Origin of the sequence: Bacteroides sp. 224 (assembly GCF_010500995.1) — a bacterium.
Classification (GTDB): domain Bacteria; phylum Bacteroidota; class Bacteroidia; order Bacteroidales; family Bacteroidaceae; genus Bacteroides.
On sequence record NZ_QVMK01000002.1, the window covers coordinates 55,341 to 69,824 of the forward strand.

Annotated in this window: 6 protein-coding genes; all 6 read right to left on the reverse strand. The window is 38.8% G+C overall.

What is annotated here, in order from left to right:
* Positions 1–271: 271 nt before the first annotated feature.
* From D0T60_RS01575 to D0T60_RS01600, 6 genes are read right to left on the reverse strand one after another with little or no spacing between them, the layout of a single operon-like run.
* Positions 272–6,925, reverse strand: coding sequence for a LamG-like jellyroll fold domain-containing protein (locus D0T60_RS01575; protein ID WP_163216397.1), 6,654 nt, complete (start codon positions 6,923–6,925; stop codon positions 272–274).
* A complete protein-coding gene (locus tag D0T60_RS01580; RefSeq protein ID WP_203558265.1) occupies positions 6,918–9,338 on the reverse strand; it encodes a hypothetical protein in 2,421 nt (806 codons plus the stop codon). Before D0T60_RS01580 ends, D0T60_RS01575 begins: the two co-directional genes overlap by 8 nt.
* Positions 9,338–11,101: a hypothetical protein gene (locus D0T60_RS01585; protein WP_163216398.1), complete on the reverse strand. Its 1,764-nt coding sequence runs from the start codon at positions 11,099–11,101 to the stop codon at positions 9,338–9,340. Before D0T60_RS01585 ends, D0T60_RS01580 begins: the two co-directional genes overlap by 1 nt.
* The gene (locus D0T60_RS01590) at positions 11,101–12,054 is read right to left on the reverse strand and encodes a hypothetical protein (protein WP_163216399.1); all 954 of its coding nucleotides are present in this window, start codon (positions 12,052–12,054) and stop codon (positions 11,101–11,103) included. The genes D0T60_RS01585 and D0T60_RS01590 overlap by 1 nt, the downstream gene beginning before the upstream one ends.
* Positions 12,044–13,474, reverse strand: a complete 1,431-nt coding sequence (locus D0T60_RS01595; protein WP_163216400.1) for a hypothetical protein — start codon at positions 13,472–13,474, stop codon at positions 12,044–12,046. Before D0T60_RS01595 ends, D0T60_RS01590 begins: the two co-directional genes overlap by 11 nt.
* The gene (locus D0T60_RS01600; RefSeq protein ID WP_163216401.1) at positions 13,474–14,481 is read right to left on the reverse strand and encodes a DUF6046 domain-containing protein; all 1,008 of its coding nucleotides are present in this window, start codon (positions 14,479–14,481) and stop codon (positions 13,474–13,476) included. The genes D0T60_RS01595 and D0T60_RS01600 overlap by 1 nt, the downstream gene beginning before the upstream one ends.
* Positions 14,482–14,484 lie beyond the last annotated feature (3 nt).

Genomic DNA, 14,484 nt, shown 5'->3' on the forward strand with positions numbered 1-14,484 from the left:
ATTATCAATTTCTTTTGTTGTTTACGAGCCGAGAGCCGATGTTCGGGTTCGTGTTCGACGAATCGTTACCGCCGTTCGAGTACGAAACACCACCGTTCGCGTTCGCGTTGTTGTTCGACCGATAAAACACACGACTCTCAGAGGGCGCTACCCATTCAAAATGCAAAATTAATATTTTTCAACGAAAAATTTTCAAATTCGACGGGCTTCGCCCGTATAAAACCGTTTCACGGTTACGCTTTGTCGCTACGCTCCCGCTTTGCGCTTACGTTTACGCTATCGCAGTCAGCGCTTTATACGCTGTTACGTTCGCGGATTCTTCGATTTGACCGCGGAAGGCGAGCCGAGAGCCGATGTGCGGGTTCGTGTGCGACGAATCGTGACCGCCGTGCGAGTACGAAACACCACCGCTCGCGAACGCGTTGTAGCTCGACCGATAAAACGCACGACTGATTGCAGTGCTGGCGTGGAAATAGTCACAGTAAAATGTTGTGGTACTTGCGACGGCAGCTCCAACAAAAAGCACATCCATATATTTTTGATGGTGTGTTCCGGCATAATACGTTCCGGCGCTGGCTGTTTTAACTTTTCGAGTACTCCCGTCTGGCATTTCAATGTAAGTTTTTAATTGTTCAGCGGCCGTCGTATTTGGAATGCCAACCTTAGACATCCACTCACACTTATTCCCATACCAATTCTCATAACCAAGACAGTTCGAGCTTGGAATGCGAACATAGGTGATTTCTCCAAATTCATTTTTGCTTTCGTACCACGAATATTCTACTGCTTTATTTTGGTTTACAGTATCTTTCATGCCGAGAATAGATGTTTCGCCAATTATGCGAGCATTAGTGTTTTGCCCATAACCGCACTGATCTTGCGAATCTCTTCTTCCATAATGTGCGAAAAACAAGTTTGCAACATCTTTGTGCATTTCATAATCAACAAGTTGCAATTGCCTTTGAGTGGCGTAATGTTCCATGTCTGTTTTTGAAAGACTCGCAACACTTGTTTCCCCGGTGATAGCGGAATATAGTTTACTACCCTTTGCAACAGCTTCGAAAACTCCTACAAGACATCTTTCGTGACACACCCAGTCTGGTTCCATGTCCTCTATTTTGTCACTATTAGATAGAAGAACCATGTCAAATTCAGCATTATTATGAACTGTAAAGCATAGAAATTTGGCATTTTGAGGAACATCTACAATTAGATACATGCCATTTTCAAATTTATTATTCAAAGTTGGCACTACGATATTCTGTATTACATTTCCACCATCATCTGCAAAAATAGAACAAATCAAGCTTGTACCTAAAACCGTTGGAAATCGCACTTTTTTATACCCAGAAACATCAACCTGACAAACACTATAACTTGCATCTGATGAATAAGAAGCTGTTATTGTTGAAAAATTACTTAAAAGCTTGTACTTGTTTTTGTAATTTTTCGAAGCAACAACCTCATCTAAAGTGATTATTTTATAAAGAGAAGAGTCAGGTCTTGATGGCATTTTTGACAAGCTCGAAAAACAAGAATATTTCTTATCATTCAAATAATCATTTATTCCTTTATACCAATATTTAGGTTCATCCATCCAGACATCACCTTCTGTTGCATCAAGCTTAGCTGGAGTGGCGCTGGCGATATATTGTGCATCCGCATAATAATTGGAATTTGTATTATGAAGCGGATAGATAGCCATTTTGTTTGTAGCAATCAATTTACCCAAACATCTACGACGTTTAGACATGATGCTTTTAATGTGGCCGCTGGGAATATAGTCTGTTCCACTGTTATAGCCAGTATTATTGTCAAGATTAGTAATGTTTCTGTCATCAGACACAGAATCATCAAACTCAATCATTGTATATTCCGGTTGGATGATATTTAATTCCGGAAAGTGCTTTTTATATACTTCAAATTGCTCGTCTGCCAAATACTGTGTAAGTTTATATGTTCCCACCAACGTACACGTATCAGTAGCATTGCCATCTGCATCAACTCCACCAATCGACATAAATTTAGACAACCATGCCTCATTGCCCTCACGATCAATACCCGTAATGCGAATACGCTCAACATTGGTGCAAAGCGATAAGATTGATTCCCAGTCAATGCCCGGGCAGCCATCCACAATAAACGTTTTAACGTTTGAATAGCCCTCTAAATGAAGATTCTTGGTCAATAGTTTTCCAAGATTTTCAAGTTTGAGAACCGTTAACGTTGCTGGAAGGTATGCAGCAGAGAGCGGAGCTCCCTTAGAAAACGTAATACTCTGAACCTTTGTACCACGAGTATCAAGCCATTCCAATTTGTTCTGATTGCTAAAGTCAAGCTCTGTGCTGGTGTTACTTCCTGTTTTTGCTTGCGCTTGATTGCGAAGATTTACTTTTCGTAACTGTTTGCAACTACCCAAGTTAAGCCACCATCCAGTAGAACCGGTGGTTGATGATTGTAAATTTATCTCTCGTAAAACCGTACACTTGCCAAGATCAAAACCATTTTTCAATCGATCTGCTGCTCCTGTCATATCAAGAACACGCATACGACTTGCGCCATAAATACGGAGCGGGTCATTTACTGTGTAAGCACCGGTTATTTGTAGAGAAGCAACCTTTCCACCTTCCACAATCCCCGTGTTGGCAATATTGGGGCTATTGTTTGTTCCATATCCGAAAGCATACACTTCATTGGCTGTTACTTTTACCACATCAGCCGCATCGCTTGCTCCGCGAGCCATATACAGGTCGATATTATCAGAGGTGAAGTTACTTGTGCCATACTTCGCATCAAGAAGCGCAAAACGGTTTGTGATGAGGTAAATTCGGTGTGCCAGGTTATTGCCTTGAAGGGCATAGATGAACGGCCACTTCTTGCCGTAAGTTTCAACCATGGCTGGGCGAATATACTTAATGTAGCCCGATTTATTATATACACGATCACTCCAGTTTCCCATTTGCTCCACATTGAGCATATTGAGTACACGGTCAAGTGTCATTTTGGAACGATACTCGGATGCCACTTCTTTAACTTCATCTTGAAGGTTAGCCAATATGAGATTCCACAACCACGATTCTCGGCCTTCAAAGGCATATTTCCCGGCTTCGGCATCCCATGTATTGCGGTCGGTAGTGTAGTCGTACACCAGAAAACAGTCATTACGCTTACCGTATTGAGTATCGCCATCATAGTATGTTATGTACCATATTTTACCGTCCCATGTGCGCAGCAACATGTTTTTAGCACGCTGGTCAACACTCAGGTGATAATCGGTGTGTATATAATAGGCTATAGCGTGTTTGACATTAAAATATTGGCTTACTTCCGCTTTGAACTTAGCGCTCGCGAAAGTCGAAATATCTTCTGCCGTAGCCCCTGATGGCACGCACGAACGTATCCATGCAAACAGTCTGGTGAGGGCAGCACGTTGTGTGTCGTTCATCCCTGCCCACTTTACATCATCGGGGTAGTTTATTTCCAACCCGGCATCGAAGTTCGCTGCTAAATCGGCATCACTTTTCGATTGAAACAAACAGGTGCCTTCACCATTATTTAATGTTTCGAGAGTCATCGGGCATTCGGGTGTGAATCCGCTCACACCCTCCATTCCGAAAAGTTTACCGCTTTTTGACTTCTCATTATTAAAGTTATATTGACCATAATAGGTAGATTCCCCTTCAACAGATTCAGCCGAGTAAATATCAATAGGGAAACCACCGATTGCTTGACGAACTCTTACGGCATTGAGGTCTCCACCTGACTTCTCGTACTGATACTGTTGTGGGGGTGTCATCAATCCCATGTCGAGCATGACATCGTTATACAACTTCGCACCCCCGGTGTTAGAAGTCATAGACGAGTCCGAATAATCCGACTTCATACAGAATAGGTTCATTTCAATAGCTCCAGGTTGCATAGAGTACTTTTTACCCGAAACGAGTTCTCCGTTTACAGTAAGGGACAACTCCGGCCCACCCTTACTCATATAGATACGGATATTCTTACTTGGATATTTTGTTGATGATGTACCTTGTATGCGAATATAACAACTGCGGAGCACAAAGTCATACTCCTTGCCGAAAGGCGAATAAAAATAGACATCAGCAAGAAAGTCAGTACTCTTGTTGTTTGTTTCGTTGAGCTCATCAAGTCCACCTTGACGAACAATACGCATCACCCCCTTACCTTTAGCTCTAAGCTTATCCAGGTCCACATCTCCAGAAATTCCAAGTACATCATTTTCTTCATACAGCCTCATCATGTCGTCGAGACTTTCGCTGTCTACCATTCGATTTTCAAGTACTTCATCATCGGACAAAGCACGATTGTAAATACGAATGTTTTTTATCTCCACGTCTGCCATCTCCGACGTTATGGTTATTCCTTGCGGGTTGTCTTGCTGGAAGTAATAGCTATTGTCGTAAATATCAGCACCGGCACGGTTGCCATTCACATACAACTCCATGAGTCGGCCATCGTTTCGCTTGCTGATGACAAATGCCACCTTGAGCCATTTGTCCGGAGCGAATTTTGTTCCAATTTTTACTTCACGACTGGTATCTTCCCCATCCTCATTTATATAATGAATGATAGTACCAGTCTTAATACTTGCTTCTTCGGTGGTAATACTAAGCCCTTTACCATTGTCCATACAACTAACAACCTCACTATTGCGCTCCAATACATTGGTAACACGGTACTCCATTTCAACAGTCATACCGGTAGCTCCAGCATCTTGTTTGAAGAGTTGATAGTCAATATTGATCTTAGCCCCGTTGATAAGTCTAAGTGTACCGTCAAACCAACCACTTGTTTTGAAGTCCACATTCTCAAAGGTGGTTTTTGCCTCTCCCGACTCCCATACAGCAGGATTGCTCTCATCATTACTTCGTCCGGAAGGGCTAAGTTTAACCACCATTCCATAAGTGGATTCAGAAATATCTATTCCACTTTCAGTAACATCAATTAAAAAGGACGACACGAAGTTTCCGACAACGAACTTCATCTTCAAAAGACCTTGTTCGGTAAAACGATTCTGATATGTTTGCACTGCGCGAGGAACACTAACGCTTTGAACAAGTGTTTCATCGCGCAGGATTTCCAAATTAGCAGGGGTGGTTGTAGGATCGTAAGCTACAAAATTAAACCTGCATTGTTCATACTGTCCTATTTCAAACGTTGGAGACAGATGTGTTGAGCTGTCAAATATGCGCCCATCATTGTTGATCATCATTAAACCAACAAAAGGTGACATTGAACCTGTTTTCAGAATATCAATGTAGATGCTTTCACTTTTTAATATCAAGTTGTCTCCGGCCTCCATCTCTGCTACCATTTGAAGCGTATGTCTGCCAGAAGAAAGGTTAGACATTGAAACATTAAAGCTGCTATTTGTGGTACCGCTTCGAGTTATTGTGTGTGCATTTTGTTGTACGCCGTCAACATACAGGGCAACCACTTTTGTTCCTGTTCCATTCACTGAATATGGGACACTTACTGTGTCATTTGCTCCATACCCACCTGAAGAAATACCTCCAGCAAGATTGTAGCTGCTTGTAAGCGTGAGTGACACCGATTTAACTGTCACATACGCTTGTTTTTTTTGCGCTTTTCCCGTATCTGGGTCGGTTGTGGTAGCTATAATGTATATATCACTTGTTCCAACAAGCAAATACTTAGTAAGGTCGAGTGTGTACGAACCTTTGCTTACTTCTTGAATTGTTTCTGAAAAGGAAATAGTTGCACCTCTCTTTATTTGAATCGTAATAGCTGCTTTTTGTCCTGTACTCTCACCTTTCTCGTCTCCAGATGAATATTGATGATCGTAGGTGTAAGTAAGAAGAACGTTGTCGCCTTCTTTGATGGTTGATTTATCCACCATAGCTCCAATTACTATCTTAGTAGCTGCCCCACCTTCACCGGTTCCACCACCGCCACCGGCCGGTAGGTCAACTCCAACAACTTCTGCGCCGCTTTTGTTAGTCAATGTTAGTCGCACAGTACTCTCGTCATCGCTAAGCTCTGCGTTTGCACCAAAGATGGTGTTTGCATCAATTTCATTAAGTTTAGCTGCCACAGCTGCGTTCTGTACAGGATTAGTTGATTTTGGGTCTAAACTTTCATCAACTTCTATTTCATCAATAGTGATATTTACCCTTCCTGACTCATCTTTATTAAGAGTTGTGCCATTTAAGGATATTTCTTTCACGGAATCAGCTCCACCAAACTTATTCCAAGCTGAAGGTTCTAAAAAGGATGAGATGCTTGTGCCCTCAAAGCGATACTCTTCCCAAGTTCCCTGAGAGGCTTCAAATGTAATGATGATACCTCGTTTATCGCCATCATCAATAGCCGCGTCTTTTAATGCGGCAATAGCAGTGTCTTTTGTATAATACCCGGAGCTTAAAGGGTGTTGTTTTGTGATATCATAAAAACCGCCACCAGTCCCTTTACTCTTTTTATATGTCCCATCATCTGAGAGATACATATCTCCAGCGCCATTTTTCTTAAACTCTGGAGCATTATCTAATTTCTTCTTGTAATCATCGGAAAAGTCGTTTGTGGACAATGCCTTTCCTGTTTCTTTTGCGACAAAAGCATTTTTAGCTGGATTGCTAACAGGTTTTTCTAAGTCGGATGTGTTATCAACTTTAGACAAACCAACATCTTCTTTTGCAAGTGTAACTGCCCCTTTTCTTCCGGCAACGCTTGTTACGGTATTGATCTGAGCTCCTGCTTCTATTTTATCTAATTTATCTTTTAATGTTTTGGTGAAATCATTTGAAGATAACACTTTTCCACTTTCTTTATCGACCTTCTTATTATTAGCATCATCTAATCCATTTATTGCGTCAACTAATTCATTAAGCTCTTCTGCATAGAGGGTGCTTCCATCAGAAAATCGTTTGTCTATTTTACCCATTAATTTTTAATATATCTTTTCCTAAAACTCCTTGTCCAAGAACAAATGATGACAATTTTGATGTTATTTCACATGAGAATTTTTCTATATTATATAAGTTGTAATTCAGATTTATAACCGGTTGATGTATATCAATGCCTCCCCAGTCAGTTAACTCCTGATCATCGGATGAGTATTTTTTCCATGTAAATTCAAATTCTTCTTTGGCTTGTTTTTCTGGGATCAATACCCCCTGAAAATAAACATCTGCCTTCAGAATAGTGTTACAATCACCATTTTTGAACAGATCGCCTTTTGTTGAGCTTACTTTTACTTCATATCCTTCTGTTACGTTCTTTTGGATAAGAATAGTGTCGGTGTAATTGTTATGGTTGAATCGAACTTCACATTTTATATTGCATGAATCGCCTTCAAGCCAATAATCTCCAGTAGGCAGAATATCTAATGAGTCCAGAGAATGATTTGGTATCGGTATGTATTTCCCGTCTCTATTTTGATAATACCACGATATTTCACTTTTTGTCAGATCAAACCCTTCCGAAGAAATTTTTAATTTTACTTTTGAGGGGGAATATGTGGTTTTTCCAGAAAGTGAATGATTAACAATTGTTATGCTATTTCCTCCGGTAAGCCTGATGGATTTGGGTGCCAATTCAGCCTGAGCGTTTTCATCCAGGTTGTCCCAATTAAGAGTAACATCTTTTCCAAAAGTTACTTTACCGAATTCATCCCATCGAATATTTCGATTTGCCAGATATCCGCTGCCATCTACCTTTAATAGAAAAGAATTTGTTCTTGTACCTATACTTCCCTCATTGTCATAATTAAGCTGTAGTAATGGGTTCTGGATGGTGCCTCCGATACCTCCACGAGAAAACCATGCGCCATAATCTTCTACAAGACTCAATATGCCGTCTGTGGGTTGGTATTGTGTTACATGATCTCCAGATTCCAACTGAGGGGCTGTAAAGTAGAATAAGTTCTCATCTTTTATATTGCCATCGCCACTTATGTTTGCTTTATCAAATTCAGGAACAATAGACAATGATAAGTTGTCTGTTTCAGATTTTGGAGCTATCAATTCAAAAGCTACATGTTGTCTATTCCATTGATGAGTGCTAAATTGATCAATGTTTATAACACCTACTGTCACACCATTTTGAATGATATAGAAAACGCATTTCTTTTTCGAATAGAGCCAAAACGAAAAACAATATTTATTTCCAACCTTTGTTTTTAACCACCCGGATGTTTGAGCAATAGCTGTAAATTGGGTCGATGAAACATAAACTCCACCAACTCCTGTTGGGTTAATTATATTAGCATCAGCTAAAACATCTGACTCAAAGCTTACATTTATGGAATTAACAAAAGCATTCTTGTGTATTTTTCCTGCATAAAAAGTTGCAGCAAAGCCATTTTCATCTCCAGCAGTTAATGTCCCCGAAATATGGGCAGATTTTGTGGCGTAGATTTTCTGTAAATATCCTCCGTAACCGTCTAATTTACCAAAAACCGGGTCATTAATACCATTCATTTTCCCGATTCTTATTTGACTGGCATCTTGAAATCCGGTTATACTGGAAAGTAAAATGATATTAAAATCAGCAATCCAAACTTCATCACCGTCTTTTAATCCATCATTTAAGTTCAGTTTAAATGTTCGCAAATGTCTTCCTGACCAATCAACAGTGATTGCGTGAAATTTGTATTCCCAATCGGTATTGGCTGTTATGACAACTTCACCATCAACCCTCGTACCAGTAATATATTCGAGAGAACCTTTGATTTTTTGTAGTTTCCGGTTGGCTTTTATTTTATATGAAATCAGAACTCTTTGTGGATTTTCAACATATTGATAGAAATCTTGCTGAAGACCGATGAACCCGGAGTAACCAACTGAATTACGTGTGATATGACAAATTCGGTAATTATCTAACTCTGATTTTAAATATTCAGATGTAACGTAATTCTCACCAATTACAATATACTGAGCTGATGAATCTGTGTATTCACCATTTCCAAGACTTTCTGGCCAACATAAACTTTGATTTCGACCAATGCCGTCAACCACATCCATGTATGGAGCCTGATCGTCTGATGCCGTTAAGTATAATGCGCCTGATCGATTCAAATCATACAAACTGGTGACTCTCATAAAATCAAGTATTTCCTCTGTTTGAGGAGCATCCCCTTCAAGTAGAGCAGCAATAAAAAAGGGTTGTTCTTTTATTTCATTGTCTTCACCTACAACTTTGTCTATCCCATAATCAAGGACGCACATAAGGGAGTATATTACATTTTTTCCATCGAAATATTGTCGTCTAACAATATCTCCGGTACGCAAACCCTGTGTTTTCTTGGAATCGTATTTTAGCGATACTTTATATTTCTTGTAATTAAATACAGACATTAAACTATTTCTTCAACCAAATCACCAGAGCATGAGTCGCTTACCCATAATGATCCGTTTGTAACTGACATCTTTTGTACTTCCAGCTCATAGACTCGCATTTTTTTTCGAATCGTCAGCTCGTCAAATGTTGCGGCAATATTCCCATAGGTTTTGTCTTTCGCAATGCTCCACCCATAACCGGCAAACCCTGAAGCAAATCGCCTTGAACTTAAACTATCTACAAAATAAGCGTTACCGCTATGCAATATCCCATCCACGATACCTTCGAAGAATATTCCGTCACCAAAGAATAGGGCATTTTCAATCAATTGAGTTTTATATTTCTCACTAAGTATTGAAAATTTTGTAGCTTCTATTGGTTTATTGAAAACAAAAAACTCAGCATCTGTCTCAAAATTTAAACTGGCAGACCATGGGAGACTTTGATCTCTAAAAAGACTGTTTGTCTGTTTATATAAAATAGAACTCTGTATATAATCAGTTTGCTGAATGTCATTTGTAACGTGAATATAAGGAGCCTCGAACACAAGTGTCTTAATATCACTTGCATTAAGTGACGGCCCATTATTCTTGCCTAATCGTATTTTTTTTGCAAAAACAACGCCTGCATCCTCTCCGGTTTTATAATAGGTTTGGATAACAGTTGGTCCTGAATTGCCACACCCTGCACTGAAAGAGTTTGGGAAATTACCATCTCCATATTGAGATATGATCTGATAGCTGCTATTATAATTGTATATACCTGTCTGTAAAGCAATCTTTTTGGTTTGCATGTCATTATCACTATCTCCAAGATTGATGGTCATTCCAGGAGCTGAGAATGATACTGTATTGTCTAAACCGCCTCTTACTTTTATTATATACCTACCATCAAATTGAATTCCATAGCCGGACCACAAACTTAAATCAGTTGCTAATTGAAGAAAAACTTCCCCACCTTCTTTTTTATCTGAATAGAATAGGGGTTTGTTTATTGCGCCTAACTTAAAGCCGTTAATAGCAGATAAAGTGTCGTTTAATGTTGTTTGGCCATCAACTTGCAAGGTTCCGTACACATGCCCATTACGCATATTCCAGTCAACATCTTTTTTATTGCTATTATAGCCATGATAAAATTCTTTATCATTAAAAAACAAGCCATCCTTATTTATCGTAATTTGGCCAAGCTCAAATATCCCATCTACTGATATATTTCCTTTCATAGCGATACACCCGGATGCAATATTTAATTTATTGTCAGCGTAAAACAAAACGTTGACATTAGAAATGCTTATTCCTTTATTACTGAGATTTAATGTTCCCGATAGTGTCGCATCTCCATCCACAATAAGACTTCCAGAAACCTTAGCAAGCTTTTTCTTCTCGGCATTTATAGTTGTTTCAAGAATTAGTGTTCCTTCATATCCAGCTTGAAAACCATGCAATGCGCCGAGTCTTCCTTCCATTGTGTCTCCACTACGCGATAAAAAGCCAACCCCAGCAGACCCTCCATTTCCGTTACCATTAAGGGTTGAAACAATCGAATTGGCCATCATATATGCAGAGTTTTTAATCAAAATAGATGAATACTCTGCCATCTTTTTATCAATAGCATCGATGTCGATTTCACCTGCTGGGGTCAATGGTGGGTTGTCTGTAAAATCAGGCGCATCAACAGTATTAGCTGTCCGCATACCTTCAAATAACCTACTGTAGAGTTCATACAATGAGGTCTTTTTATCTAAACTATTTTCATCAAATATAAGTGTTGCTTCTGCCATTATTTTTGAACTTGTACTTTTTTAGTCAAGAACCCGGAGTGAGAGCTCTTAAACGAATTTATTTTTGCTTTTAGTGCAATGAATTGAGCCATATTAAGTGGGGGCTGTGGCCCCAACTGTGTGGTAGTTTTTATTTGGCTGATATAATTCAGTATGTCCATCAATATCGTAGCTAATTCTACCCCTAACACAGCATCGTCAACACCACTTTCACTTCCAAGGTACACAATGCCATCTTTGGCTATAACAGAGGAAGAGCCGTGCTTCATAGTCGCATCACTATCACTCAATGTGATATCAGCCTTATTGTGCTGTAGTTGAATTTTTTCTTGATCAATTAATTGCTGGCTTTTATTGTCACCAACAACAACTTGAAATTTTGCGTCATCAATCGTTTGTGTTGTGTGATTTGCTTTTTCTTCACCCTGAACTTCTGTTATAGCAGAGTTCTTTTTATATGTTGTTCGAGCATGAACACCTGTCTCTTCCAATTCATCAATATCTGGAGAGTTTTCATCTCCAGGATCATACTCTTCGCGTTCAGTAACGCCTATTGTCACCTTTTCGTGAGAATCAAGTTGGATGATGTCAACATGAGAGAACATGGATACATATTCAATTTTTGTATCCGGATCAGTAACGATAGTGACTTCAGAATACATCTTCGGAACAATCACAAGACCTTTAGAATTATCCTGTATCGCACTCAAATAAACCCCTTCATGGTAGCCAATTTTCGTATCATCATCACCCTCAATAGATAAATTCGAAAATTCTTGAACATCAATAGTTCCTGCGAATTCACCATCTGTATGTATTTTAGCAACATATCCGGTAATTTTAGCGCTATCACGAATAACGCCGGTGGAAGGGTTTATTAACCCATGTAGCGCAATACGGCGTATTGCCTCCCGGATGGATTGATTGCTGCTTAAATCAGCTCTATTCTTCATTGGTGTTCTTTTTTCGAGATATTAAATAAGGTAACTTTATAGTTTGCCTGAACCCACTTACTCCAAATTTTGTAGTTACTTCATCTACTAAATAATAGCCATTTCTTTGAGTGAATCGGTCATCCTTTAATTCGACTTTTACACCCGATTTTAATTTTAAGTCCCCAAAGATCGTCAGTGACCCATCAACTCCATTCATATTGTAGCTTTCAAAATATTGGATAGCTTCTTTTAATAAATCTTCATGGCTAATGCCTATCTTTCGAGACATGTATGGAATTATGGTGTATTGGCTAAGATCAACCTTGTCCTTTGACCTTTTCAACACAGTAGCACCACATTTCTGAGCTTTCTTAGATATTGTGGTTTCATTTAGCACCTGCCACTTTTTTGAATCAGGGTTTGTCGAATCATAATCAGGATTTTTTCGTATTGTGATATGATAAAACTTAGAATTTGTTTCCAGTGAAGTTGCTTCCACTGCCAAAAAATTTTTATCTGTATTCATTAATGTCAAATCATCATCAGCAACATGATAGTTGAAAAGAATAATCGGTATATCACTTGAATCCTTCTGTATTATAGAATCCTTTCCTGCATTTGAAAAATATGACCTACCTACTGCTATACAGGGCTCTTCATTGTTATATTTTACATAAGCAAATACTTTATACTTAGACCACTCTGTCAGTACATCTGCAATGGTAAGGTCTGGGGTCAATGAAACCTTCCCAATATTAATATCGCATGACTCCGTGTCTGGGTGGAGTTTTAATCCGGAGTTTTTTAACAACTTCCATTGTCCATTGTCAGACAGCAAATCGTTCACTGTCATATTTTTAGAAGCCTTTACTTTAGGGCAGGAAATTTTCTTTAATCGACTGGCAAGATTTTCACATTTGATCTCAATGGGGGTAGATATACTGCATTTAGTAATATATCCATCAAACATTGTGGTCAAATGCTTTTTATATTCAGTCAATTTATCGGTATCGTTATGAAGTGATTTTCCAGAACTATCTACTTTTGCCAATGCAGCCACTTTAGGGTCAGTGGTATATCCAAGCATGATTCGTATACGGTCCCCAATCTTAAAATCAGCTGTATCGGCCAATTTGGAGTTAGTTCGAGTTGTAACAAGTATTCCGTTATCAACATTAGCTGAAACAACACTGTTCTGTGCAATCTCTTCTGAATTTAATTCTGTGATTGTTTTTTTGATTACAGTTCCTCTCGGAAATTTCACAGAAGCGGTTCCTATCAATTTACGATAGGAATCCACTATTTCTAATTCTTCGATTTCTGTTATCAGGCGTGGGCTTGGCGGTTCTTCCATTGGTTTTTTAGGATCATCCGGAGTCCACACCTGAATTAAGCTTATCAAAATATGAAAGCTTGGCTGTGATTTAATAGCTGCCATTAAATATTAGGAACTAATGCGTCTAAACCACCGGCTGCAAGTGATGAAACACTATTTGCAGCGGTATTCGCAACAATTGAAGTCAATTTATTATTCAATATCAATTTATACCATTTATTCATAGGACTTATAGCAATTTCTGCGTTCAACACACCAATAGTGTCGGCAATGATAGAAACATCTTCGTCAGGCTCAACTGCTACACAAGTAAATGTGTATGGCTGGACATTTTTGCAATCCGAAGTATTCAGATTAAATTCTTTAATAATGATTTGCTCTATATTAAATTGACGAAATAAGAAATGATTCACCTTAATAACACCACCATACTGAGCGAGTTGGACAAACTTTTTGACATCATTTTCCGGATAAACACCCCTATCATTCCCGACAATTTTCCCTGTTACAGAAAAAGTCAAATCACCACCAGACACGAGCTCTTTCCGGGTAAAATCACGCCCTTGAACTTGTGTTAACACTAAGTTTTTTGCACTTTGCATTGACACAGATGCTGTTAAGTCAATAAAACAAACCACATTTGTTTTATAAGATGTTTTCACAGCTTTCCCATTTTGATAAACCACATCCTGAACATCAATGTCTTTGTCTGATTCATAATAAACCATTAGTGCCTCTGGAACTTGATCGCCATACTTATTTTTTGCAATAATCCTATGCCCTGGGATTTCGATAAAACCAAGCCCCTTATCCACCCGTTCACCAGCTTCAATTAGTTTTTTTAAGTTGGCATCTTGTTGTTTTAAAACAGTGTCACGCAATTGATTTTCCAGATATCTTTGATATTTTGGAAATAACGTATTTACCTTTTGCTCAACATACTGGGCGGCAGTTCGTTTTGCTATGTAAACAATAAGAGATTTATAACCTCTATTATTCTTATATATCAAATTGCCATCTTTCTTTTTTATATAACGATAGCTTATATTGCTGGCAAGATCAACTCCGGCACTGCCAGCACTAAACTTTAATGAATTCCAAATACTCATTCA

Coding starts and splice junctions, on each gene's coding strand:
- D0T60_RS01575 (WP_163216397.1), bottom strand. CDS start 6,925: ATGGGTAAAATAGACAAACGATTTTCTGATGGAAGCACCCTCTATGCA.
- D0T60_RS01580 (WP_203558265.1), bottom strand. CDS start 9,338: ATGTCTGTATTTAATTACAAGAAATATAAAGTATCGCTAAAATACGAT.
- D0T60_RS01585 (WP_163216398.1), bottom strand. CDS start 11,101: ATGGCAGAAGCAACACTTATATTTGATGAAAATAGTTTAGATAAAAAG.
- D0T60_RS01590 (WP_163216399.1), bottom strand. CDS start 12,054: ATGAAGAATAGAGCTGATTTAAGCAGCAATCAATCCATCCGGGAGGCA.
- D0T60_RS01595 (WP_163216400.1), bottom strand. CDS start 13,474: ATGGCAGCTATTAAATCACAGCCAAGCTTTCATATTTTGATAAGCTTA.
- D0T60_RS01600 (WP_163216401.1), bottom strand. CDS start 14,481: ATGAGTATTTGGAATTCATTAAAGTTTAGTGCTGGCAGTGCCGGAGTT.